This is a genomic window from Peribacillus sp. FSL P2-0133 (assembly GCF_037975445.1).
Classification (GTDB): domain Bacteria; phylum Bacillota; class Bacilli; order Bacillales; family DSM-1321; genus Peribacillus; species Peribacillus simplex_E.
On sequence record NZ_CP150254.1, the window covers coordinates 643,046 to 668,819 of the forward strand.

Annotated in this window: 22 protein-coding genes; 15 read left to right on the forward strand and 7 right to left on the reverse strand. The window is 39.8% G+C overall.

Going from position 1 to position 25,774, the window contains the following annotated elements:
* Positions 1-152: 152 nt before the first annotated feature.
* The gene (locus MKY17_RS03125) at positions 153-1,052 is read right to left on the reverse strand and encodes a 3-hydroxyacyl-CoA dehydrogenase (RefSeq protein WP_098370507.1); all 900 of its coding nucleotides are present in this window, start codon (positions 1,050-1,052) and stop codon (positions 153-155) included.
* Positions 1,053-1,327: 275 nt separating this feature from the next.
* Here MKY17_RS03125 and MKY17_RS03130 point away from each other — a divergent pair, with 275 nt between their 5' ends.
* Positions 1,328-1,528 carry a hypothetical protein gene (locus MKY17_RS03130; RefSeq protein ID WP_098370508.1) on the forward strand — a complete coding sequence of 67 codons (201 nt, stop codon included), beginning with the start codon at positions 1,328-1,330 and terminating at the stop codon, positions 1,526-1,528.
* A 92-nt stretch (positions 1,529-1,620) separates the two neighbouring features.
* Here the strand turns inward: MKY17_RS03130 and MKY17_RS03135 are convergent, their stop codons facing one another.
* The gene (locus tag MKY17_RS03135) at positions 1,621-1,752 is read right to left on the reverse strand and encodes a hypothetical protein (RefSeq protein WP_257790335.1); all 132 of its coding nucleotides are present in this window, start codon (positions 1,750-1,752) and stop codon (positions 1,621-1,623) included.
* A gap of 377 nt (positions 1,753-2,129) precedes the next feature.
* Between MKY17_RS03135 and MKY17_RS03140 the strand changes: the two genes are divergently transcribed.
* From MKY17_RS03140 to MKY17_RS03165, 6 genes are all read left to right on the forward strand, one after another.
* Positions 2,130-3,320 carry a glycine C-acetyltransferase gene (locus MKY17_RS03140; protein ID WP_098370509.1) on the forward strand — a complete coding sequence of 397 codons (1,191 nt, stop codon included), beginning with the start codon at positions 2,130-2,132 and terminating at the stop codon, positions 3,318-3,320.
* 44 nt (positions 3,321-3,364) lie between these two features.
* Positions 3,365-4,324 (forward strand): L-threonine 3-dehydrogenase, encoded by a 960-nt coding sequence (locus tag MKY17_RS03145; protein ID WP_098370510.1) that lies wholly within the window; start codon positions 3,365-3,367, stop codon positions 4,322-4,324.
* A gap of 331 nt (positions 4,325-4,655) precedes the next feature.
* On the forward strand, positions 4,656-6,053 hold the full coding sequence (locus MKY17_RS03150; protein WP_098370511.1) for an amino acid permease: 1,398 nt from the start codon (positions 4,656-4,658) through the stop codon (positions 6,051-6,053).
* Between the two features lie 384 nt (positions 6,054-6,437).
* Positions 6,438-6,731, forward strand: coding sequence for an RNA polymerase alpha subunit C-terminal domain-containing protein (locus MKY17_RS03155; RefSeq protein ID WP_098370512.1), 294 nt, complete (start codon positions 6,438-6,440; stop codon positions 6,729-6,731).
* Positions 6,732-6,906: 175 nt separating this feature from the next.
* Positions 6,907-7,827 carry a type I pantothenate kinase gene (gene coaA / locus MKY17_RS03160; RefSeq protein ID WP_098370642.1) on the forward strand — a complete coding sequence of 307 codons (921 nt, stop codon included), beginning with the start codon at positions 6,907-6,909 and terminating at the stop codon, positions 7,825-7,827.
* Between the two features lie 598 nt (positions 7,828-8,425).
* Positions 8,426-9,931 (forward strand): malate:quinone oxidoreductase, encoded by a 1,506-nt coding sequence (locus MKY17_RS03165; protein WP_098370513.1) that lies wholly within the window; start codon positions 8,426-8,428, stop codon positions 9,929-9,931.
* A gap of 188 nt (positions 9,932-10,119) precedes the next feature.
* Here MKY17_RS03165 and MKY17_RS03170 read toward each other — a convergent pair whose 3' ends face one another.
* Entirely contained in the window at positions 10,120-11,172 is a 1,053-nt protein-coding gene (locus MKY17_RS03170; protein WP_179891014.1) for a potassium channel family protein, read from the reverse strand.
* A gap of 409 nt (positions 11,173-11,581) precedes the next feature.
* On the opposite strand from MKY17_RS03170, the gene MKY17_RS03175 reads away from it, so the two are divergent.
* From MKY17_RS03175 to MKY17_RS03185, 3 genes are all read left to right on the forward strand, one after another.
* The gene (locus MKY17_RS03175) at positions 11,582-12,358 is read left to right on the forward strand and encodes a transporter substrate-binding domain-containing protein (RefSeq protein WP_098370515.1); all 777 of its coding nucleotides are present in this window, start codon (positions 11,582-11,584) and stop codon (positions 12,356-12,358) included.
* Positions 12,359-12,423: 65 nt separating this feature from the next.
* Positions 12,424-13,068 carry an amino acid ABC transporter permease gene (locus tag MKY17_RS03180; RefSeq protein ID WP_098370516.1) on the forward strand — a complete coding sequence of 215 codons (645 nt, stop codon included), beginning with the start codon at positions 12,424-12,426 and terminating at the stop codon, positions 13,066-13,068.
* Positions 13,065-13,799 carry an amino acid ABC transporter ATP-binding protein gene (locus MKY17_RS03185; RefSeq protein ID WP_098370517.1) on the forward strand — a complete coding sequence of 245 codons (735 nt, stop codon included), beginning with the start codon at positions 13,065-13,067 and terminating at the stop codon, positions 13,797-13,799. Before MKY17_RS03180 ends, MKY17_RS03185 begins: the two co-directional genes overlap by 4 nt.
* A gap of 228 nt (positions 13,800-14,027) precedes the next feature.
* On the opposite strand, the gene MKY17_RS03190 is transcribed toward MKY17_RS03185, so the two are convergent.
* Positions 14,028-16,535: an NEW3 domain-containing protein gene (locus tag MKY17_RS03190; RefSeq protein ID WP_098370519.1), complete on the reverse strand. Its 2,508-nt coding sequence runs from the start codon at positions 16,533-16,535 to the stop codon at positions 14,028-14,030.
* A 254-nt stretch (positions 16,536-16,789) separates the two neighbouring features.
* On the opposite strand from MKY17_RS03190, the gene MKY17_RS03195 reads away from it, so the two are divergent.
* The 5 genes from MKY17_RS03195 to argH are packed head-to-tail and all read left to right on the forward strand — an operon-like array spanning position 16,790 to position 23,421.
* Positions 16,790-18,016, forward strand: a complete 1,227-nt coding sequence (locus MKY17_RS03195) for an ROK family transcriptional regulator (RefSeq protein WP_098370520.1) — start codon at positions 16,790-16,792, stop codon at positions 18,014-18,016.
* Positions 18,016-19,107: an extracellular solute-binding protein gene (locus MKY17_RS03200; RefSeq protein ID WP_098370521.1), complete on the forward strand. Its 1,092-nt coding sequence runs from the start codon at positions 18,016-18,018 to the stop codon at positions 19,105-19,107. The genes MKY17_RS03195 and MKY17_RS03200 overlap by 1 nt, the downstream gene beginning before the upstream one ends.
* A 15-nt stretch (positions 19,108-19,122) precedes the next feature.
* The gene (locus tag MKY17_RS03205) at positions 19,123-20,235 is read left to right on the forward strand and encodes an ABC transporter ATP-binding protein (protein ID WP_098370522.1); all 1,113 of its coding nucleotides are present in this window, start codon (positions 19,123-19,125) and stop codon (positions 20,233-20,235) included.
* Positions 20,232-21,920 (forward strand): iron ABC transporter permease, encoded by a 1,689-nt coding sequence (locus MKY17_RS03210; protein ID WP_098370523.1) that lies wholly within the window; start codon positions 20,232-20,234, stop codon positions 21,918-21,920. Before MKY17_RS03205 ends, MKY17_RS03210 begins: the two co-directional genes overlap by 4 nt.
* 16 nt (positions 21,921-21,936) lie before the next feature.
* On the forward strand, positions 21,937-23,421 hold the full coding sequence (gene argH / locus MKY17_RS03215; RefSeq protein WP_098370524.1) for an argininosuccinate lyase: 1,485 nt from the start codon (positions 21,937-21,939) through the stop codon (positions 23,419-23,421).
* 26 nt (positions 23,422-23,447) lie between these two features.
* Here argH and MKY17_RS03220 read toward each other — a convergent pair whose 3' ends face one another.
* The 3 genes from MKY17_RS03220 to MKY17_RS03230 all read right to left on the reverse strand — a co-directional run bounded on the left by MKY17_RS03220 (position 23,448) and on the right by MKY17_RS03230 (position 25,597).
* Entirely contained in the window at positions 23,448-23,657 is a 210-nt protein-coding gene (locus MKY17_RS03220; RefSeq protein ID WP_339201362.1) for a hypothetical protein, read from the reverse strand.
* A gap of 264 nt (positions 23,658-23,921) precedes the next feature.
* Positions 23,922-25,400, reverse strand: a complete 1,479-nt coding sequence (locus tag MKY17_RS03225) for a sodium:solute symporter (protein ID WP_098370526.1) — start codon at positions 25,398-25,400, stop codon at positions 23,922-23,924.
* Positions 25,397-25,597 carry a DUF3311 domain-containing protein gene (locus MKY17_RS03230; protein ID WP_098370527.1) on the reverse strand — a complete coding sequence of 67 codons (201 nt, stop codon included), beginning with the start codon at positions 25,595-25,597 and terminating at the stop codon, positions 25,397-25,399. Before MKY17_RS03230 ends, MKY17_RS03225 begins: the two co-directional genes overlap by 4 nt.
* Positions 25,598-25,774: the final 177 nt, after the last annotated feature.

Below are 25,774 nucleotides of genomic sequence, written 5' to 3' on the forward strand. Positions count from 1 at the left end.
ATGCACATCATTACAATTAGGCTTTGATTTCGTGAAAAGTACTTTTCCGATTTCAGGGTCTTTTTCTTTTAGTATGAACGTTATTGAAGTCATTGGAAAGTTCGAAACAGTTAAAAAACATAATGCACCCTTAAGGCACCTTCGCACGTTCATTAACCTCTTAAAAAGTCTGGGTTTGCGAAATTGGGGTTGGGATATTTATAGAAGCCTTCTCCTGCTTCTCTACCGATTTTCCCTTTATCGATATACTCTATTTTCAATAGGTTAGACAGCTTTTCAACCTCTGGATCACCTGTCGCTTTCGCTTTTGCAAGTGAAATATTATAAGCGGTATTGATTCCTACCACGTCTAAAATGGCGAAAGGGCCAAGAGGCGCTCCTGTTGCGACCATCCACGTTTTATCGATGGTTTCCGTATCTGCCACTCCTTTTAATAAGAGCATTTGGGCAGCATCCAAAAGGGGGACCAGTAAGGAATTCAAAATATAGCCTGGCTGCTCTTTATGTAAAGGCAGAGGAACCATTCCAATCGCTTTTGCAAAATCAATCACTTCATCGAACACTTCACTATCCGTTCCAGGATGTTTCATGATTTCTGCCGTATTGTTTTTCCAGATCTCATTAGCGAAATGTAACGCCAGGAATTTTTTTGGACGGCCTGTTGCTTCGGCAAATTGGCTTGGCAATAATGTTGAAGAGTTCGTCGCGAAAATTGTTTTATTAGGAGCCACTTTTCCTAACTCCGTGTAAAAATCCGTTTTGATTTGAACCACTTCTGGAATCGCTTCAATCACAAGGTCAGCTTCGGATACTGCAGCAGATAAATCACTGTGGAAAGAAATGCGGGCATAAGCAGTATTGAGATCTTCCTCCGTTGCGCCTATGTCTTCTTTATAGTATGGCTTCAAATTAGTGATCCTATCTTTTGCACGTTCCAATGCTTCATCATTGATGTCATATACAGATACGTTGAATCCTTTGAAGGCGGTTTGAAATGCGATCTGACTTCCTAAAACACCGCTGCCGGCAATCGTGATATTTTTATATTTCACAGCCATTCTCCTTTATTTCTTTGAATATCACTTCTTGTTAATTATTTCACTTATCTTGAAAATAGATGCAGGAATTAGCTTGATATACGTTATTTTCCCTTAATGAAACCTGATAAACGTATGTTACGAACGTAACAAACCTTCTCAGATGTAGGACATTCTTCATAACTTTTGCCTATCTCTTTGCATAGCTTGTATGTTTTGCTCATTACATCATGAAAGGAAAGTTGCCTATTGCATTTCAATCGAAAAGAATTCCAGGGGTGGACCAATGGATGGCCATTGAGCTGTTAATGGGTTATTCAGAGGAAAGACCGCTGGGCTGTTACATTGTAGAAAATCACAAGGTGTGGATAAAGGAAGAAGGAAATAGAAAAAATCCTAATTTTTCAAACTTTCCTCCTGATAATGTGCATAACTTTTTTGTTTTTTTTGATTTCTTTGTACTTGAACGTAACTTCAATATCCTAAGTTGATCAGCAGCTCTTTTTTTATTGTTGTAATGGACTTAAGCGTCCATTAGTACAATGTAAAACAGACAAAAAAGAGGATAATTATACCCCTTAGTTTACTTGTCTTCATTTGTTTGTTCATCAGATTTTTGGACGATTTCTTTTAGTTCCCCAATGTCACCTTTTGCATTAATAATTTCAAAAATCTCATTTAGGCCTTCCGAGGTTTTTTCATCTTCTGTTTTCACAATACCCCTCCTTAGTTGTAGTTATTTGTTAATGTCTCCAAAAAACAGAAGATAAAACATCGTTCACATTGAAAATTGATGATTATTTTCTCTTCGTATTTCCGTTGATATAAGCGCATTTTAGGCGAATGTTTATTGTAAAACTACAAAAATTCCGATTTTTTTGTCCGTGCAATATGGACAACATTAAAATTATCTATTATTATGATTGTTATAACACTTAGTATAAAGGGATTTAGGTTAATCCTTTGTGTGTTTTTGGAGAAGACACCTGTATTTTTAGAAAAAAGGAAATAAATACAATGTTTTTTTTAAATAGGGGTAAAACATATAAAAATCCTGCATTTATTCCAGCCATCAATGAGGGGGTATATTAAATGTCAAGTGAAGTATTAAATCAATTTTTGAAAGAAAATTTGGAAGATTTAAAAGAAAAGGGACTATACAACGTTATTGATCCGGTGGAAGGTCCAAATGGTCCGGTAATCACCATTGCAGGCAGGGAGTTAATTAATTTATCATCCAATAATTATTTAGGTTTAGCAACAGATAGACGATTAATAGAGGCTTGCATAGAAGCGACGAAAACATATGGTGTCGGTGCCGGTGCCGTTCGTACGATCAACGGAACATTGGATATTCACGTCAAATTAGAAGAAAAGCTTGCCGAGTTTAAACATACAGAAGCAGCCATTGCTTATCAATCTGGATTTAACTGTAATATGGCAGCGATTTCAGGAGTGATGGATAAACATGACGCCATTCTTTCAGATGAACTGAACCATGCTTCAATCATTGATGGATGCCGATTATCCAAGGCGAAAATTATTCCCTTTATCCATTCCGACATGGACGATTTACGGACAAAAGCACGCCAAGCAAAGGAGTCCGGATTGTATAACAAAGTCATGATCATTACCGATGGAGTTTTCTCGATGGACGGGGATATTGCCAAGCTTCCTGAAATTGTGGAGATTGCAGAGGAGTTTGACTTAATTACTTATGTTGATGATGCACATGGATCGGGTGTATTAGGTAATGGTGCAGGAACGGTAAAACATTTTGGGTTATCGGATAAAGTGGATTTCCAAATTGGAACATTATCCAAAGCAATTGGTGTTGTTGGAGGCTATGTAGCAGGAAAGAAAGATTTGATTGATTGGTTAAAAGTGAGAAGCCGTCCATTTTTATTTTCAACGGCTGCCACACCGGGAGCAGTTGCAGCTAGTATAGAAGCCATCGATATTTTGATGAATAGCTCAGAACTTCAAAATAAGCTGTGGGAAAACAGTGATTACTTGAAAAAAGGCCTAAAGGAATTAGGGTTTGATATCGGGGAGAGCGAAACACCGATTACGCCTTGCATCATAGGGGATGAAGCAAAAACGCAGCAATTCAGCAAGAGGCTGAATGAAGAAGGTGTGTATGCTAAATCCATCGTATTCCCTACCGTTCCAAAGGGTACAGGAAGAGTGAGGAATATGCCTACTGCAGCTCATACAAAAGAGATGCTGGACCGTGCAATAGCCATTTATGAAAAAGTAGGAAAAGAGATGTCGATCATATAAGAGATTGCTTGTTTCAGAGTTTAAAACATAGGGAGGGATTTTTGATGAAAAAGGTCTTAGTAACGGGGGCTTTAGGTCAAATTGGTTCAGAACTGACGCTGAAAATGAGAGAGATTTATGGAGCTGACAATATCATTGCAACAGATATTCGAAAAACGGACAGCGATGTTGCCCAATCAGGTCCATTTGAGATTTTAGATGTTACAGATGAAAAAGCGATGTTTAACATGGCAAAAAAACATGAAGTGGATACAATTATACATTTAGCCGCTTTATTGTCAGCAACAGCTGAAAAGAAACCTCTTTTAGCTTGGCATTTAAACATGGGCGGATTGGTCAATGCTTTGGAATCGGCACGGGAACTCGATTGCCAATTATTCACACCTAGTTCGATTGGTGCGTTTGGTCCAACCACCCCTAAAGATTGGACACCGCAAGATATCATTCAACGACCGAATACGATGTACGGAGTGAATAAAGTATCCGGAGAGTTATTATGTGATTATTATCATCATAAATTTGGGGTTGATACGAGGGGGCTTCGATTCCCGGGACTGATTTCGTATGTCACACCTCCTGGCGGTGGAACTACCGACTATGCAGTTGAAATTTACTATGAAGCGATTAAAAACAAGCGATATACTTCTTACATTGATAAGGGAACGTATATGGATATGATGTATATGCCTGATGCTTTAGCTGCCATCATTAATCTAATGGAGGCAGATGCCTCAAAATTAAAACATCGCAATTCTTTCAATGTGTCAGCCATGAGCTTTGATCCGGAGCAAATTGCAGCCGAGATCAAAAGGCATATTCCGGAATTTGTCATGAATTATGAGGTCGATCCTGTAAGACAATCCATTGCCGATAGTTGGCCAAATACAATAGATTCAACTTGTGCAAAGGAAGAGTGGGGATTCAAGGCGGAATATGATTTAGAGAAAATGACGAATGATATGTTGTTGAAGCTGAGATTGAAGTCCCTTTTAGTAACAGCATGAATTAAAACGCCAGCCGAATAAAAGAGTTGCAATACTCTTTTATTCGAGTTACTTTATACAGAGGAATTTTAACGTATAAGGGGTGGGCTGTTATAAACGATAAAAAGTAAGCGCTTTCTATTACACCTTGAACAGAATTAAGATATAACATGAAATTTGATAGTAATCTTTCTAACTGTCAGGAATGCTTAAGAGTGAAGAATGATTTTATGAGGCAGCTTTAAGAAAGATTAAAAAAATGGAGCCTGCTATATCATTTCTATACTAAATAGGGAGTGTATTAAGCATCTTGCATTAAATTTCGACTATTAGTAGTGTAGGGGGAAATGGAATGGCAAACAAAGATTTGAATAGGGACTTGAAAGGTCGTCATATTCAGATGATCGCTTTGGGCGGAACTATTGGTGTCGGTTTATTTATGGGTTCAGCCAGCACGATTCAATGGACAGGTCCGTCAGTAATGTTAGCTTATGCGATCTCTGGGATTTTTATATTCTTAATCATGCGTGCAATGGGGGAAATGTTGTATTTAGAGCCAAGTACAGGTTCATTTGCAACATTTGGTTATAAGTACATTCATCCATTGGCAGGGTATATGACTGCATGGAGTAACTGGTTCCAGTGGGTTATTGTCGGGATGGCAGAAATAATTGCAGTGGGGACGTACATGCAGTATTGGTTCCCTGATCTCCCGGCTTGGATTCCAGGTTTAATCGCAATGGTGATTCTTGGAGCAGCGAACTTAATTTCCGTTAAATCCTTTGGGGAAATTGAATTTTGGTTTGCACTGATTAAAATCGTAACGATTATATTAATGATCGTTGCAGGATTTGGACTTATTTTCTTTGGAATCGGTAACGGAGGGGAAGCCTTAGGATTATCGAATCTTTGGGAACATGGTGGTTTATTTACAGGTGGTTGGAAAGGCTTCTTCTTTGCTCTCTCACTGGTGGTTGCCGCTTATCAAGGTGTAGAATTAATCGGAATTACGGCTGGTGAAGCAAAAGATCCGCAAAAAACGATAACCAAAGCGATTCAAAGTACCATTTGGCGTATTTTAATTTTCTATATCGGTGCGATTTTCATTATTGTAACCGTTTACCCTTGGGATCAATTAAGTGCGATTGGCAGTCCATTTGTTGCTACTTTTGCGAAAGTTGGTATCACGGCAGCAGCTGGAATCATTAATTTTGTCGTAATCACGGCTGCTATGTCTGGCTGCAATAGTGGTATTTACAGTGCAGGACGTATGCTTTACACATTAGGGATGAATGGCCAAGCGCCAAAATTCTTTGCGAAAGTATCTAATAGCGGTGTACCTTTATTCGGTACGTTCGGAGTGATAGTCGGGTTAGCGATTGGGGTTGTTTTAAGTTATATTGCACCAGAAAATTTATTTGTGCATGTATATAGTGCGAGTGTGCTTCCTGGTATGATTCCGTGGTTTGTCATTCTGATCAGCCAAATTCAATTCAGGAAAATTAAAAAAGCTGAAATGCACAATCATCCATTCAAAATGCCATTTGCACCTGTTACAAACTACCTGACCATCGCTTTCTTGTTTATGGTATTAATCGGTATGTGGTTTAATGATGACACACGTATATCACTAATGGTTGGAATAGGTTTTCTCGCTATCGTTGTAATTAGTTATTTCGCTTTTGGAATAGGCAAGCGTGTACAAGCCGATGCTCAGACAATGGCTCAGAAGGAAGATAAAGTGGGTTAATCTATAATTCACTTGGTTTTGCAAAGGGTTGCTTCGGCAGCCCTTTTCCAATGAAACTAAAAGGGCAGTTTAGCTTTGATAAGAGATGATAAAATGATAGTTGAAGATGAAAGTTGTGCTATAGATATTGCTTGTTGGATATATGAGGTGTATAGTGACCTTGGATATATCCCGAGAAGCAATTGAAAACAGTAAGTAATGGTTCTTGTTGGGCTCCCTTAGTTAATTAAAAGCTTTCTGGGCTATGATGAATGGAGAAAGGTCAGGGCAATCTAGTTAGTGACATCAGGATACGTTTCCGCAAAAGTTTAGCGTAAGATAACTGCGATGTTATTACTTCTTAAGATAGAATGTTAAAAATCATAAGAAAAGGAGACATTGACAATGACAACTTCAAAGAAGAATTTGAGGACTTGCGAAAAGGGTCACAAATACTATAAATCCAGCGACTGTCCGACCTGCCCTGTATGTGAGCAAGAACGCAAACCTGACACCGGATTTCTTTCATTGCTTTCGGCACCAGCCAGACGAGCATTGGAAAATAACGGGATAACCTCTTTGCATCAGCTATCAACATATAGTGAAAAAGAGATTTTGAAGTTTCACGGTATGGGACCAGCTTCTTTACCTAAACTTAGGGATGCTCTGGAGGCAGGTGGGTTATCATTCAAAGATTAACCACCTATAATGTTTAATCATGCAGGAACGCCTTTTATGCCAGCTGGTTCCATACATTCATTTTCTTTATCAAGTCATAGGGTCTTTATGTAAATAAGGGGTCAGGAACTCTTTTTTTATGGACATCATCCTTGTTAAACTGATAGTAACTCTAAAAAGTGAGGTAGCGAAAAACATGAGTTCCTATACTCCCTATTATGAATTCAATCGAAAAAAGTGGGCATCTTTGCGAAACCATACCCCTCTTCCTTTAACTGAAGAAGAATTGGATAACTTAAAAGGCATAAATGAAGAAATATCCATTCAGGAAGTAGAAGAGGTTTACTTGCCCTTGACTCGTTTAATCAATTTATATGTTGAAGCATCTCAGCAGCTTAATACATCCACTTCTTCATTTCTAAAAACTAATGATAAAAAAGTACCTTATATCATTGGAATTGCAGGGAGTGTTGCTGTAGGAAAGAGTACGACAGCAAGGTTACTTCAGACCTTATTATCTAGATGGGATAATCATAGAAACGTAGGTCTTGTCACTACCGACGGTTTTTTGTACCCAAATGATCTTTTAGAAGAAAAAGGACTGATGAAAAGAAAAGGGTTTCCTGAAAGTTATGACACTCAAAAATTAATTAATCTTATCGGGGATGTAAAAGCGGGAAAAAATAAAGTGGAAGTTCCAATTTACTCACATTTGAAGTATGACATTTTGCCAAATGAAGTGCAGACTATCTGTAATCCGGATATTTTAATAGTGGAAGGTATTAATGTTCTTCAAGTTGATAAGGAGAATCAAGTATTCGTCAGTGACTTTTTTGATTTCTCACTTTATGTAGATGCAGACGCAAATGACATAGAGCGGTGGTATGTTGAAAGGTTCCTTTTACTTCAAAAGACCGCATTTCAAAGTACCGAATCCTATTTTCATCGTTATATTGACTTGTCTAAAGAACAAGCCATTAAACAAGCGACCCAAATTTGGGAAGAAATTAATTTGAAAAATTTACATGAAAATATACTGCCGACAAAAGGACGGGCAAAACTCGTTTTAAAAAAAGGATCAGATCACAAAGCTGAAAATATCTATTTGCGAAAATGAAAACTTAAATAATGTTTTTTTGTAATAACAATAAAGGATAAAATTTCATTTTTAAGGGACTATGCAATAAGTCTTAAAATTAGGAATATATTCAATGACCGTACCTAATATTGGTTTAATTATCAGTAATTATTGGTATTGTTATAATATCTAATTATTGGGTGAAATTTATGATCCAAGTTAAAAAGGTAGTAGTTTAGCAATTTCAGGAAGGTCCTTGTTTTTTCGGGAAATGGTTACAGAAACTTCTAATTTCACTTCCGATTTTGTCAATAAATGTGTATTTTCGTTACTTTTTCTGATGTGTCAATATTATTTCACTAACAGTTTCTTCCTTCAATAAGGGCAATCTGCTGAAGAAATCTTTTTCTTCGACTATCATGGCGGATAAGTTTAAGCTAATTTCTTCACAAAATCAATTTTCTAGCAAAAAAAGTAATAGTAGAATATTTTAATCTATGAAATAATAATAATAGATTATGATATAGTTATAAGGAGACAGAAAAGGTGTGTTCCTAGTTCATGCCTGGCTTTTGGTGACACCTAAACAGGAGCGCCTACATCTTTTTTGCAAATATAGGGGATAAGGAAGGTTATAATGAGCAACATACAGAAACAAACAGACGTTATCTTAATTGGCGGCGGAGTCATGAGCGCGACTTTGGGATCATTACTGAAAGAGTTAGCACCGGAATGGGAAATCAAAGTATTTGAGAAGCTTGCAAACGCAGGAGAAGAAAGCTCTAACGAATGGAATAATGCGGGTACGGGACATTCTGCACTGTGCGAGCTTAACTATACATCCGAAAAATCTGACGGATCTATAGATATTAGCAAAGCAATTAAAATTAATGAACAGTTCCAAGTTTCATTGCAGTTTTGGTCGTATCTTGTAAACTGTAAGCTGATTGATAATCCGCAAGACTTTATCATGCCATTGCCTCATATGAGTATGGTACAAGGGGATAAAAATGTAGCGTTCTTAAAGAAACGTTTTGAAGCGCTGTCAAAAAATCCTCTGTTCCAAGGTATGGAGTATTCCGATGACCCAGCAAAACTGATGGAATGGATTCCACTTATTATGCAAGACCGTCCATCGAATGATTCTATAGCGGCAACAAAAATTGATTACGGTACAGACGTTAACTTTGGTGCTTTAACACGCATGTTGTTTGACCATCTAAAGACTAAAAACGTCGATATCAAATATAAACATAGTGTTGATAATGTTAAACGTGCCAGCGATGGCTCATGGGAATTAAAAGTGCGTAATGTCGATACTGGTAGCGTAGAACGCCATAATGCTAAATTCGTCTTTATCGGAGGCGGGGGCGGAAGCTTGCATTTGCTGCAAAAATCCGGTATTCCTGAAGGGAAACATATCGGCGGATTCCCAGTAAGCGGATACTTCATGGTATGTAATAATCCTGAAGTTGTTGAGCAGCATCATGGAAAAGTATACGGAAAAGCTAAAGTTGGTGCACCGCCAATGTCTGTTCCGCATCTTGATACACGTTTTATCGACAATAAAAAATCGTTGCTATTTGGACCATTTGCGGGCTTCTCACCGAAGTTCCTAAAAACAGGTTCAATGTTCGATTTAATAACTTCCGTAAAACCGAATAATGTTTTAACTATGTTGGCGGCAGGCGCAAAAGAGATGCCATTGACAAAGTACCTGATCCAGCAGGTTATGTTATCGAAAGAACAGCGCATGGAAGAGTTACGAGAGTTCATCCCGAACGCTAAGAGCGAGGATTGGGATTTAGTAGTAGCTGGCCAACGTGTACAAGTTATCAAAGATACTGCAGAAGGCGGCAAAGGTACACTTCAATTTGGTACGGAAGTTGTCAGTGCATCCGATGGCTCGATTGCAGCATTGCTAGGTGCATCTCCAGGTGCTTCTACTGCTGTTCACGTTATGCTTGAGGTAATTAATAAATGCTTCCCGCAACGTATGAAAGAGTGGGAACCAAAAATTAAAGAAATGATTCCTTCTTATGGAGAGTCACTATTGGAAAATCCAGAGCTTCTGAACGAAATTCAAAATTCAACTTCAGAGACGCTTGGTCTAAGCAAAAAAAAAGAGCTAGTTTATAGTTAATTTTTGGAAGTGGCATTGAAATTAAAAACAACAGAACCTTTAATCTATCTTTGATTGAAGGTTCTTTTTTGTCTTGAAGCTTATTCAAATAAGGATGCTTACTTCGAAAGGGAAGGTTTGACTAAAGGCGCAGTATAGTTTAATAAGAAAAATCAATAAGGGATGCTATTATAGCATCCCCAAAGATTCTAATGTGTATTTGAATTTATTTGGGAAATGGTCTCTTTATCGCAAATGACGAAAAGCTGTGCATCGTCAGGAATTCGTTCATCTAATTTTTGGTTTATGTTAAGATCACCACGATCTGCTACCAGTGTGGCTCCTTTATTAAGTAGATCTATGAACGCATCACGATAGGTTTTCCATTCATCTTTTTTAGAAATCTCATACATGGTTTCTTCATACTTAGTGCTCATAAGTTCAGAATACATATGGATGACTCCATGAGAAAATAATGATCGTACTGCTGCGTGGGAGATCATTTCTTGTGTAGGAATAAACTCATCCACCTTTACACGCTCGAATAAACGAATATGCTTTTGATTGATCACTTCGGCGGTGACATGAATGGACGTACTCGTTTTTTCCTCAATGGCCGTTATGGCAGTGGCAACTAATAATGTCTTTCCATCGACGAGTAATGGGTCTTTTGTAGCATAATTATCTTGTGTTATTTGGTCAGCAAAAATGATAACGCCTTTTGCTCTAGGCAGATTTGCACGGAGTAATGTTTCTTCATCGGTAGCATCCCCGCGAACATAAAACAGACGCTCCTCCAACATAGGAGCTTTTTCCAAGTTATCGATGATTACAATGTCAATGGTTTCATCAGATTTAAAAATTTCTTGGAGTGCTGATTTTGATTTATCACTCCATCCAATCAAAATGATATGATTTTTACCTGTATATTTCATTTTTCCACCAACTTTACGTTTTTCGATAAGATATACAGATTTAATGATTTTTCCAATAAAAAGACTAACAAGCCCAATACCCGTGATGTAAAGACCAATAGTAAATGCTTTTCCAAGATCGGTGACCGGTGCATAGTCTCCAAAACCAACCGTAGCAAGCGTTGTAAGAACCCAGTAAACTGAGGTTAAATATGATTTGAACGTCTGTGGCTCTATAGAATAAGCAACATACGCAGCAAGTAATATATATAAAATGGCAAATGGTATAAAGATTCTACCTCTTAATTTAATCAGGTAATATATTATTTTTTTTACCGTAATCCTCATCATACCCATCCTAGTTTTCAAGTCATCATTGATTAAATTTATATTTCCCCAATTTAACAATTAATTAAACGTAAGTTAGTCATCCCTAATAAGAAATCCCCCTTTAGTTGCATAAGAAAAAACCTAAATCAATTAACTTTTGGACGCTCATAAACTAGAATATAACCGCCCTCTAATGGTCTTGTTTTACAGGCATTGATGGCATGATCGGCTATTCTTATAGTGAAGGTTTCCATATCCTTTTTTGATTTTCCATCACTGAAACAATATTAGGAAAAACATCCATAAAAATTATTTAAAGAAAATAATATATATTCTAAAAATTCATATTATAATACTTTATTCTTATGCTATATTATAGGGAGAATTATTTATTATCACGTATAATCTAAGAATTGGAGTGATTTGAATGAAGAAACTTGGTTTATTGAGTATGTTTTTGATTCTAACTATCTTTATCTCGGCTTGTGGAACCAATGAAGAAAAAAATGCAGGTGAGGAAAAGGAACCTGAAAAGGTATATAAGGTTGGTGTGGATACGACTTATCCTCCTTTTGAATTTAAAGAGGGGAACGAATATAAAGGTATTGATATAGAATTGATCAATGCAATTGCGAAAGACCAGGATTTTAAAATCAAATTGTCTCCGATGGATTTTGGCGGCATCATTCCGGCTATGCAAGCCAATCAGCTTGATGTGGCCATTGCGGGCATGAGCATTACAGAGGAAAGAAAAAAGGTAGTAGATTTCTCAACACCATATTTTGATGCAGGATTAACAATAGTTGTTAAAAAAGATAATACAAGCACTAAAACTGTTAAAGATCTTAAAGGAAAAACCATTGCAGTCAAAAAAGGGACAACAGGTGCTAAGTATGCACAGGATAATGCTACTAAGCTAGGAATTAAAGTAGTTCAATTCAATGATAGTCCAGCGATGTTCCAGGAAGTGGCCAACGGTAATGCGGATGCTCTTATAGAAGATTACCCGGTAATCTCCTATGCGATTGCCCAAAAAGATCTTGGGTTGAAAATCGTAGGTGACCGTTTGAATGGTGACCAATATGGAATTGCTGTATTGAAAGGGCAAAACGAGGATTTATTGAAGAAAATAAATGATGGTCTTGCCAATCTGAAAAAAGACGGCACGTATGATGAAATAATTAAAACGTATCTTGGTGAATAAAACAATAGATTAAATCTCGATAGGCGCGCTTATGGCGCGCTTTCTTTTTCAAAGGGGTGAAAGAAATGGATATAATTGTTGCGGCATTGCCTATTTTATTAAAAGGACTTCAGGTGACACTTTATATCTTTGTGATTGCCATTATCCTAGGTTTTTTGATTGGTTTAGTGGTGGCTTTGCTGCGACTTGCCCCCATCAAAATCTTGAACTGGATTGCAAAGGTTTATGTGGATGCGATACGAGGGACACCGTTCATCGTGCAGTTGTTCTTTATCTATTTTGGTGTGAATTCACTGAACTTGATTTCTTTGGACAGTACAACAGCTGGAATAATTACCGTTGCAATCAATGCAGGGGCATATTTTGCTGAAATAATAAGGGCGGGGATACAATCCATCGATAAAGGACAAACGGAAGCGGCAAGATCCATCGGGTTCACGGGTACTCAAACAATGAGGTATGTCGTGCTGCCGCAAGCCTTTAGAAGGATGCTCCCTACCATTACGAATCAATCGATCATCAGCTTGAAAGACACTTCGCTATTATCCGTCATTGGTATAGCCGATTTAACCCAGCAAGGTCAGATTCAAGCTTCGGCAACCTTTGAAGCATTCAAGATTTGGCTGGCCGTTGGTGTGATTTACTTTATCATCATCTATTTGTTAACCCTGATTGCTAATTTCATAGAAAGGAGGGTACAAGTTCGATGAGCATCATTACTGTAAAAAACCTGAGAAAATCATTTGGAACTGTCGAGGTTTTAAAAGATATTAATGCAGAAGTGCAGGAAAAGGAAGTAATTTGCGTAATAGGCCCTTCTGGATCTGGAAAGAGTACATTCCTGCGTTGCCTGAATCTCCTTGAGGAAGTTACGGGCGGTGATGTGGTCATTAATGGACATGATATAACCGATCCTAAAAGGAAAATCAATATAAACAAAGTCCGGCAAGAAGTTGGAATGGTTTTTCAACATTTCAATCTATTTCCCCATAAAACCGTCCTTGAGAACATAACCTTGGGCCCTATTAAAATTCGTGCCACGGATAAAGCGGAAGCAGGAAGATTGGCGCTTGAGTTATTGGATAAGGTTGGCCTTAAGGAAAAAGCAAATAGCTATCCAGGGGAACTTTCCGGCGGACAAAAACAGCGGGTCGCCATCGCAAGGGCATTAGCGATGAATCCGAAAATCATGCTATTTGATGAACCGACTTCTGCCCTTGATCCTGAAATGGTCGGCGATGTTCTGGAGGTAATGAAACAACTTGCCAAGGAAGGTATGACAATGGTCGTCGTTACGCATGAAATGGGCTTTGCCCGGGAAGTCGGGGACCGGGTCATATTCATGGATGGAGGGTATATCGTGGAAGAAAATGAACCGAATGAATTATTCGGTAACCCTCAGCATGAAAGAACGAAAGCATTCTTGAGCAAAGTGCTTTAACGGGATGACTGTAAGAGATCATGGTACATCATGAATGAAGTTGTGCATAAAGTGGGGACAAAGGAATGCGGCAAATGAGGGGAAACCCAAACGCATCAGTCTTTTCCTTATCTTTGTGCATAACTTTTTTGTTTTTTGAGCAGGAATCAGTCAGGCATGTTTATGAAATCATCGGGCAAGCATCAAAAAAAACCTATGCATTCGCCACATGCATAGGTTTTTTCTTATTTACTTTGCACCGTAACTAATCAAGTTCGTCATGATTCGATATCCGCCTGGAACCTGGCCTTGAATTTGCCTGTATAGGACAAGGTTTGTGTAGAGGTAGGTGCCATTACCGTATTTAGCCATAAGGATTCCACCATCAAATGGTTCTTCATTTGGATCGGCCATGGAAATGAATGTTTCAAACCGTTCATCCCATTCCATTGGGAAATACAATCCTCTTTCTTGGACCCAATTGCTCCAGTCATCACTTGTTATTTTATTTGGATAGTTAAAGAGAGCCGATTCTGGTTTCGAGACGTTTACCTTGGCGTTTTCATCGGTTACCCGCCAGCGGATGGAAGGATTCCCGAGGGTAAGGGGATATGGAGCTGTCTTCAGGGCATCCCATCCATCACCCGGTTTATGGTATTGAACGACAAGATGACCGCCGTTTTCCACATATTCAAGTAAGCGCGCGTTATTTGCCTTTAAATCTTCCCTTGATAGATAAGCACGGATGCCTGTAACGATCGTGTCATATTGACTTAAATCACCTTCAGCTAAATCGGCTGCAGTTAACTTCGTAATGTTCAGGCCTGCATTGCTCAAATAATCTGCCACTTTATCGAATCCGCTTTCAATGTACCCCACTTTTAATGAAGCTGGCTTCAAAAGCTCAAATGCAACGGTGTTGATAGCTGCTGGGTATTGGTAATAGAATGTTCCGATATGGTCATAGGAAATTTCCTGAATGGTCGAATCAAAGGTTTTCCCATTGACAGTAGCAGCAGCCTTAACATGATATTCACCATTTTGAATTGTCTTCGGCGGTCTGAGGGTGAACTTCACTTGTTTTTCTTCTGATTTTTCATTAAACGATACAGTGGTATTTTTTGGTTGAACCCCCCAGTTTTCAGGGACTTTTAAAGCGACCTTTGCTGATGCTTTTCCTTCTGTATAGTTTTTCAAGGTTACGGTCACTGGGACTTCTTCTTTTACATCAGCTGTATTTACGACGATATCTTCAGGTGATAGGGTAAGGCCAACGTCGGGAAGGACAGCGATCGTTCCGCCCACTTCTTCCTTGATTGCTGTTTTTGTGCTGCCGTATTTATAAGAAATGCTCGTTGTAATGGTTGATTCATCATAGGCATGGTAATAGGCGGCATCTTTAGGGACTTCAACCTTGTAGGTGATCGTTGCTGATTTATTAGGTGCCAGATTGACATCTTTAGATTTTGTTTTAGTCTGCCATCCTTTAGGCACGTTCAATGTAGCAGTGACTTTTTTCAATGTTTGTTTCCCATTATTCTTAACCGTTACGGTTACATTTGTACTTTGCCCTTTCGTAAGAATGTTTGAGGCTGCTTTAGCTTGAACATCCAGTCCTGAAGAGACATAACTGGCGTTTTGTAATTGCTCTTCTTTTAATGAGAGTTTATGGAGCAAGTCGTTCTTAATGGCAGGGCTTAGCTTTGCCTTTTTGACTTGCGCAGTAATTGAACGAACTTTGGAAAGAGCATTTTGGGATGTTGAAAAAACACGTTTTTCATTGGGATAAGCCGCAATAACGGCGTCCAAATTCCTTTGCAGGTATTTAAATTCTGCCTTTAATTTTGAAGACGAGTGAGGGAGTTTTTCAGCCCATTCAGCGAAATTATAAGGTACACCTGCAAAAAGATCCGACTTGTTTTTTGTATCAACGGCACTTTGCTTTAAATCCAGATGGACCTGGCGAGGTGCTGCAGGGATATCGGAACCCATGCCTTGGCTTTTATGCAGATAGCGGGATTGTTCTCCAAGCTGAGGGTAAGTCATGCCGTATATTGGATCATATTTACCGATTTCAATGGAAGTGGTTGCTTGATCTGCGGAGGAAACAGGTAAATATAATTTTTTCACTTGCCATACCGATAGACCTTGTTTCAATTGTTTCGGGAAAACAGTTGGATCTGCGGCATCCTTAAAAGCACGTTCACTTAAGATTGTCATTGTTCGATGATGTCCATGCTGGGTATCATCATTTTGAAAGGATGGCATCAATATATCCGGCTGATACGTTCGAATAAAGCGGATAAGGCGTTCATAGGTGAGTTCCTCGCCCCATTTTTCCAATGTTTCCTCTGGTGTTTTCGAGAAGCCGAAATCATAAATGGGATCACTGGTTGTTTCACTTAGATGATAGGCCTTAACCCCGGTGATTTTTGCAGCTTCTATCATTTCCCTCGAACGGATGATTCCAAGGGCATTGTCCAGTTCATCCCCAATTTCATTTTGTCCTCCTTCACCACGGTTTGCAATCAGGCTGGATGTCTTAACCCCTAACCCTCTCGAGAGATAAGCGAGAAAGTCACTGCGTTCATCATCCGGATGGGCACCGCTGTTCAAGAATGTCACGGTCGTCTCGAGCGGCTTGACCGCATTCCATAACTCAACGTTAGCTTCCTCAGGAATTGCAGCGCTACCTCCAAGCGGCAATAATGCAAGGACCAACAAAAGGGAAAGCAACGATAACAAAGCTTTTTTCATTATTCTTTTAACCCCCTTCATTTTATAAAAGACCTAAAAAAAATGTAGGTTAGTAATATTTTCTAACTAACCAGATAAAAAAACTTATCTAATAAATAGCACTAATGGGTATAAATGTAAATGATGCGAAGTAACTATTAAAAATTGAACATTTTAAAAGTTCTGAAAAATAACTTGTATGCTGGATTTTTTTAAGTTATATTTTTACTTAATTAGGAAGATTTACTAACTAAATGATGTAAGGCCGTGATGTGATGAGTTTTAAAAGACCACCCAGTCATCAAAAATATGTCAATAAAAAAAGAATCATTCAATGCATCCAGGAATGTTCGCCCATTTCAAGAGCTGAAATCGCCGTTAAGCTTCAGCTAAGTAAACCAACTGTTTCTCTGGCTGTGGATGAACTTATACAGGAGAAATGGGTATTTGAGAAAGGAATAGGAGAATCCTCCTCTCAAGGCGGGAGAAGGCCTATCCAGCTATTTTTTAATGAAAAGGCTGCCTATATCATCGGGGTCGATATAGGCGGGACGAAAGTGAAAATCATTTTAAGTGATTTAAGCGGCAACATCCTTGCCGACACTAGTTTTTCAACTAACATCTATTTACAATCAGGGCTTCTTAAACAAATGGCGATTGAAACGGAACGGTTAATTGCAAAGAATCAGATTGCGAAAGGCAGGATATTGGGGATGGGAGTCGGGATCCCTGGTATAACGCAAACGGCAAGCGGATTGGTAATAGAGGCACCGAGTTTAGGCTGGGTACAATATCCGTTCATAGCCGAAGCGAAACGGTATTTTGATTTCCCCATTTTTCTAGACAATGATGTAAACGCGGCTGCGCTAGGTGAACAGTGGCTGGGCAATGCCCAAAATAAGCGGAATTTGCTGTTCATTGCGGTTGGCACGGGGATAGGAAGCGGCATCATCTTGAATAACCAGTTATACAGAGGGGCTTCCAGTGCAGCTGGGGAAATGGGTTATATGGTAACGGACAAAGAGGATATGAAGCGTGAATTCAAGCCGGTTTTCCATAGATACGGCTATTTGGAAAGTGTCGCAGGAGGAAAGTCGATTGGCAGTCATTTTACAAGGGAGGTTCTCAAGGATCCTCAGCATTCTTTATTCGAACGGGCCAAATCTTCCGAACTATCGGGGGAGGATGCTTTTTTGTCAGCAAAAAAAGGAGACGCGGCAGCTATGGCCGTCATAAATGAAGCCATCGAGCATTTGGCCTGCGGCATTGTCAATGCGGCCAGTTTACTAAATCCAGAGGTGATTATTTTAGGAGGTGGTGTTTTAAATTCATCTGAATACATTTTACCTAGAATTCGGGAGATCGTTGATCGATATCTTCCTAGTTTAGTAGAAATGAAAACTTCACAACTGGGAGAAAACGCAGGAGTACTTGGAGCGGTTTCCCTTTTCTTAAGGGAACATGATGGCATTTTGAATTTTCGTGATGAGGGGGAGTATTAATGAAAAATAGGAAAAAGTCGCTTGTTTCAGTAATGGCCTTATCGGCAGCACTATTGATTTCGGGGTGTAACGGTGGCGAGACGAAAACGAATTCGGATGCTGGCGGTGCCAAGGGAAAAAAGGGTGAGCTGGAAGATAAGATCGTTGTTTATTCACCGCATGGCAAAGATATTTTATCAAAATTCGAAAAACAGTTCGAAGATGAGTATGGTATTGATGTTGAGTGGCTTGATATGGGGTCTCAGGAAATCCTTGACCGCGTTCGATCAGAGAAAAGTAATCCACAGGCAGACGTTTGGTGGGGGGCACCTTCCACGAACTTCAATCAAGCAAAGAGTGATGGGCTGCTGGCTGCTTATAAGCCTAGCTATTCCGATAGTCTCGATGAAGGATTCCACGATCCGGAATGGTATTGGACGGGAACGAGCCAGACACCGGAAGTCATCATGTATAACAGCAAAAAACTATCAAAAGACGAGGTACCGAAAGATTGGGATGAGCTGCTTGATCCGAAGTGGAAAGACGAAATCATCATTCGCTATCCGTTAGCCTCCGGAACGATGAGGACAATTTTTTCTGCGATGATTTATCGTACGTATAAGGATACAGATGACCCAAAAGAAGGGTATGACTGGTTAAAGAAGCTCGACCAAAACACAAAGGAATATTCAGCAAACCCGGAAATGATGTATAACAAGGTGGCCAAAGGAGAGGGTTCACTTTCCGTTTGGGCAATGCCGGATGTTGTCATGCTTAAGGAAAATAAAAATTATCCATTTGAGTTCGTCATTCCAGAAAGCGGAACACCAGTATTGACAGAAGGTATCGCCATCGTTGAAGGTGCCAAGCATCCAAAAGCGGCAGAAGCCTTTTATGAGTTTGTGAATTCACCGGAAGCCGCAAAAACTTTGGCAGAAGAATTTTACAGGATTCCGACCAGAAATGATGTGAAGGATTTACCTGAATGGATCACGGAAACAGAAATTAAAGCGATGGAAATTGATTGGAATGCATTCGAGGAAAAAGGTGACGAGTGGATGAAATATTGGGACGAAAATATTAAAAGTGGAGATAAAGAAATTAAAGAATAAGGAAGTGTCGTTGGGATGGCGTCAATAAAAATAGAGAATGTCCAAAAAGCCTTCGGGAAAACGATAGCTGTCGACCATTTAAATCTGGAAATCAAAGAAGGGGAGTTTTTTACCTTTCTTGGTCCAAGTGGCTGTGGTAAAACGACAACGCTTCGGATGATTGCCGGTTTTTATTATCCGACAAAAGGTGTCGTCCGATTTGGCGACAAAGATATGACGCGTGTACCTCCGGAGAAAAGAAATACTGGCATGGTTTTTCAAAACTATGCCCTCTTTCCCCACATGACTGTTTTTGAAAATGTAGCGTTTGGCTTGCGTGTGAGAAAAGTTTCTTCTGCTGACTTAAAGAGGAGAGTGCTGGATGCTCTCCAAAAGGTCAGGCTGGAGAGCTATTCGAATCGTCAAGTGAGCCAGTTAAGCGGAGGACAGCAGCAGCGGGTGGCCCTTGCGAGAGCACTGGTCATCGAACCGGAAATATTACTGCTGGATGAGCCATTAAGTAATCTGGATGCCAAGCTTCGTGATGAAATGAGGGTGGAAATCCTAAGGCTGCAGCGTGATTATAAGATTACCACCATTTATGTCACACATGATCAGGCTGAGGCATTATCGATGAGTGATCGGATCGCTGTGTTCAATTATGGTGTATGTCACCAGGTCGGGACGCCGGCAGAAATTTATAATCAGCCGGCCAATGATTTTGTGGCGAGTTTTATAGGCGAGATTAATCTATTGCCCGTTCAAGTCGAAAAAGTTCAACAAGAGAATATAGTGGTTGCTCTTAAAAATAGTGAACAACCGATTAAATTGAATGTAGAAAATCAAGCTAGAGAAGGAATTTCAATCTTACAGACTGATGATGACCTTGCTGTTTCGATTCGTCCTGAAGCAATCAGAATTCTGGATGTAGCCGAAGTAGGAATGAATATCTTTAAAGGTAAAATAAATTCCGTCCAATTCTTTGGATCTGTTGTGAATGTCATGGTGGATGTTCAAGACGTGTTACTAAGGGTCGACGTTTTCAACACTCAGGATTTTGGATACTTTCATCAAGGAAAGGAAGTGTATGTCCAGCTTCCTGAGAAACAGCTGCGTCTTATCCCTATCATAAGCGGTGAAGCTCCATGATTAAAAATCGTGATACGAGATTGACGATTTGGCTCCTTATACCAGTTGTATTAGTGCTCGTAGCGTATGTTCTCTACCCATCGTTGAGGACCTTTATCGAAAGTCTGCAAAAAGACGGAACGATATCCCTTGGAAATTATCAGGACTTCTTCGTGCAGGAATCGAAAACGAACCTAGAGGCGCTATGGAATTCCGTTTATATATCCTTATTGAGTGTATTGGTCAGTGCCTTGATTGGCATTCCGCTCGCATTTATTTTTAACCGTTATGATTTTCCCGGCAGAAGCTTCTTTTCATCAGCAGCGATTTTGCCGATTGTCCTTCCATCATTGGTAGGGGTCATGGCTTTTATGTTTTTATATGGAGAATCGGGATTGATCCCGAATGCCATCAAGGATCTGTTTGGTCTCGATAAAGTTCCATTTAAAATTGGCGGGGTATCGGGAATCCTTATCGTGCATGCCTATACGATGTATGTCTATTTTTATATGACCGTATCCGCTGCAATCAATAAAATAGATCCGTCCCTTGAAGAAGCTGCTTATAACTTAGGGGCAAATAAATTCAAGGTTTTTTGGAAGGTGACATTTCCATTATTGACACCTGCCATCGTTGCCGCTTCTTTGCTTGTTTTCATGATATCAATGGCTTCATTCAGTGCCCCGTTTTTATTGGCTGGCGGATACAGGGTGTTGAGCCTGCAAATTTATTTTTCGAAAATAAATGGTGATATGGAAATTGCCGCTACTCAATCCGTCATTCTATCCATCGTTTCGATTTCATTTCTATTATTCATGCGTTGGTATCAGAATAGGAAAGATTATCGAATGGCTTCGAAAGGGATTGGGGCACACAGGAGTGAAGTGAAGAACCCGATTATGAAATGGGTGATGGTCGTAACGGGCATCATTGGCGTAATTATTTTGCTTTTACCGCACTTTACGATTCTTTTGCTTTCACTTGTGCCGGATGGAACCTGGACATTTCAAACGTATCCAACAGTATTTAATGTGGAAAATTACAGGCTTTTGTTTGAAGATCCTAATATCTTCAAACCGTTACGAAATAGTTTACTGATGGCGGTTATTGCAACGTTGGCAAATCTGGTGTTTGGGGTCATAGCGTCCTATGTGCTTGTCAAACGGAAATTCGTCGGGAAAAGCTTTGTCGATATTCTAGTCATGATTCCTTGGGCGTTGCCTGCAACGGTCATAGGGATGAACTTGATATTCGCATTCAATGAACCTAGCGTTTTTTCCTTTGGTCAAATATTGGTAGGAACATTTTGGATTTTGCCTCTTGCCTATTTCATCAGACATATACCACTCGTTGTCCGCTCGACTAACGCCGTTCTGGAGCAGCTCGATGATTCGATTGAAGAAGCAGCCAGAAACTTGGGGGCAAAGTGGTTTTATACCTTCAGAAAGGTCATATTTCCGATTATTATGCCTGGCGTTTTATCAGGGACATTATTGGCATTTATCGAATCTGTGGGGGAATTCCCGACCTCGGTCCTGTTGTACACGATTTCAAACAGACCCATATCCATTGAAATCATGAATCAGCTTCGAATGTTCAATATGGGGCAGGCAGCTGCCTATGGGATGATTCAAATCACACTGATTGTAATCGTTCTCTTTATTTCGAACAAGTTTTTTGGAATCAAAGCGGAAAAAGCTTTATGAATTTGGAGGTTTAAAGATGAGCAGGCTTGAAGAATTTATCAAAAATGAAGGTAGTGTCTTTCCCGGAAAAACATATGCAGAAGAGCTTCTGATGCCTGTTTTTAATGATCAAAGAGATTACTTATTTCATGCAATGTTCGATATTCATCGGGCGCATGTCATCATGCTTTCGGAACAAAAGATCATTAAAGAAGAAGAGGCGAAAACCATGCTTGATGGGATTCGGAAAGTGGCCCAAACAGATCTCAAGCAGTTGACCTATCAGCCCCAATTCGAAGACTTATTTTTCATGATGGAGGCAAAGATAGGTGAGGAAATCGGTCATGAACTTGCAGGAAAGATTCATATCGGCCGCAGTCGTAATGATATGGGAGTCGCGATGTACCGGCTTGTTTTGAGAGGCCATCTGCTCCAATTGATTGGCTACGCAAACCATTTGAGTGAGGCATTTCTGGTGCAGGCTGAAAAACATACAGAAACTTATATAACTGGTTACACGCATACCCAACCGGCTCAGCCGACTACGATAGGACATTACTTTTTAGCCATTTATGATGTGCTTCAAAGGGATATTGGCCGGTTATGGGCAGCCTATGAAACGGTTAACCAATCGCCTTTGGGCGCTGCCGCGTTAACGACCACCGGTTTTCCGATCAGCCGCAACCGTACTGCTGAACTGCTTGGGTTTGATTCGGTGATCGAGAATTCCTATGACTCGATAGGCGGGGCGGATTATTTATTGGAAACCGCAACTGCCATCATGACGTGCATGGTCAATGCAGGAAGATGGATTCAAGATTTCCTGCAGCATGTGACAAGGGAGTTTGGTACATTTCATGTGGCCGATCCTTATGTTCAAGTGAGCAGCATCATGCCGCAAAAAAGAAATCCAGTTTCCATTGAACATTCCCGTTCGATTGCAAGCAGTGCGTATGGTGATGCACTCGCTGCAATGAATATGATCCACAATACGCCATTTGGTGATATCGTCGATACGGAAGATGATTTACAGCCGCATTTATATCGGGCTTTTTCGAATGCAGGACGTGTCATGAAACTAATGTATGCCGTCATATCGACTTTGAAAGTAAATGAAGAACATACAAAGAAAATGGCCGCAAAATCCAGTATAACGGTTACTGAATTAGCGGATACCCTATCAAGAGATTACGAGATATCATTTAGAAAAGCTCATTCCATAGCGAGTCATATTGCAAAACGGTCGATTGGTGAAGGGAAGGAGCTTTATGATTGGGACACGCAAGACATCAACAAGATCATCAATGAATTCGTTGCAGTGAATTTAACTGAAGACGAATGGAAAAAGATCATCTCTCCCGAATACTTTGTGGAAATTAGAAGCATTCAAGGCGGGCCCAGCCCGAAAGAAGTTACGAGGATGATCGTAAATAGAAAACAAAAACTGGAGCAACAGTTGCACGAATATAAGGGTATCGTTAAAGCAATGAATGATGACAGGAAGGCTTTAGTGGATTACTGAAGGTACGTGAAAAAAGGAAATGAATTTTAACGGGCATGAAATTCACGAGTATTTACTCCAAATCCACGAGTAAAAGCATGAAATTCACGAGTAAAAGCGTGGAATTCACGAGTATTTACTCCAAATTCACGAGTATTTACTCCAAATTCACGAGTATTTACTCCAAATTCACGAGTATTTACTCCAAATTCACGAGTAAAAACGTAGAATTCACGAGTATTTACTCCAAATCCCAAGTAAAAGCCCGAACCTCCTGAAAAGAGTATTTTCTCGTTGTATTTATTAGTTAAAATAGGGGTTTTGATTATAAACAAAAAAGATTAGTAGTTTCATATGAGACATTGTTTTTTGTCCGCTATTAACTTTGTATAATTACTCTTAAGAAAAAGGACATTATGACTTTGGATGTCGATTATAAGAAAGGCTCAGTCTTTTGACTGAGCCCTTTCGATGTTCTTTTAATGTTTCATTATCCAAAATAACCAGCATCAGAAAGTGTTTCAAATATCGTTAACGGATTTAGGTTCCAACTGAACCGCGTGCTTTCTGAAAGCAAGACTTACCGTGATCATCACAATGAAATTGACCGCCAAGGCGATGATTCCCACATTCAAATCTTTCGCGGCTTGCGGCAAGGACGGAAACAAGGTTCCTATAGTTGAAGAACTGAGTGTAATGCAGATTACGATGAATAATCCGGTGATGATGCCGGCGATTGCGCCATATTTATTGATGGGATTATTCTTCTTCAGACTAAAGAGCAGGGACGGGAATAGCTGTGTAATGAGACTGTATCCCATTAGAATTAATGCTGACATCGTTTCGCCGCCGTTTAAGGTGAAGTAGACGGCTATAAGGGCAATGACTGGAACAAGAAACTTTGCCAATCGTACAACGTGGCGATCGGACACTGCAGGTGCAAATTCCTTATAGACGTTTTTCGCGAGCAGTGTAGCGACGCTCATCAAAAGCATGGATCCCGGCACCAATGCGGTCAACAATCCAGCTCCGCCGATTATGCCTATAAACCATGGATCAAATGTCTCGATCGAAAGGCGCAGCAATGAGAGGTCTGCATCTGCCCCAACAAGTCCGGGCACTTTCAATATAGCTGTAAACCCAACGAAAAAGACGAATAACAGCATGAGTGTATATAAAGGGCTGATGATGGCATTTTTTCGAAATACCTTGCCGCTGCGTGCTGAATAGACAGCGCTGAAAACTTGTGGCCACATATAGAAACCGAATACGAGCAATATTACCGTGGAGATAAACCATGATACGCTAAGTCCCTGGTCAGGGAACTTTAGAAAACCAGGTTTGGCCGCATCAATCGCTTCAAACATCGGCTGAAATCCGCCAAAGTAATGGATCGGCAGATAAATCCCCAAAAATCCTATTATGGCGACCATCATGATATCTTTAATGACCGCTATCCAAACAGAACCGTGTATACCGGAGATCATCACATAAATGGTTAGGCTGATCGCCCCCATCCAAACTGCCTCGGACATTGAGATGGCACCATAAGATGCCTCTGAGACAATGATTCCCAATCCTTTCAGCTGCACGACGATCACTGGAATCATCGACACCACACCGACAAGTGCAGCCAAAATTCCTAAACTGGGACTCTTATATTTGCTCACAAAGAAATCGGATTGAGACATCAGTTTATTTTCTTTGGCATATTTCCATATTTCCGGAAGGAGCCAATAGGATAATACGTAAGACAGAGTAATGTAAATTAGAACATATAGAGCGGGTGCGCCCTTGCCATATGCCCAGCCGCTGCCGCCAAGGAAGGAGAAGGTCGTATAGATTTCCCCGGCCATCAGCAGAAAGACGAAAATCGCACCAAAACCACGTCCGCCCACCGTCCATTGTTCCAAGTTCATATCTTTTCCTTTTGAAGAGCGTATCCCTAAAAATATCGATAGAAGTAAAAATGCTAAAATGATTAAGAGAGCAATATTCATTTCTGGTCACCTTCCCGATTCCTGGGATCCAGCTTATACATGATGCCCAATATGGCAGAGGTAAGGACAACCCACATAGCCATCCAGAACATATTGAAAGGCATCCCTAATACGTATGGTTCTATTTTATTAACAAAAGGTAGAAATCCTAGTATGCCTATAAAAGGAACTAGAGTAAGGATATATATAATCTTCATTAAACAAACCCCTCCGTTTTAAATAAGTGAAACGTCCATCAATGGGGTTTATTCTTCAATGCCACTGATGGCTGGGTGAACCAAACCGGGAAGGAAAATTCATACAAGACGGATTTACCTTCTTTTAAAAAGGTCCGATGATATATAATAGCTTACACTATTTTGATATAAAATTTA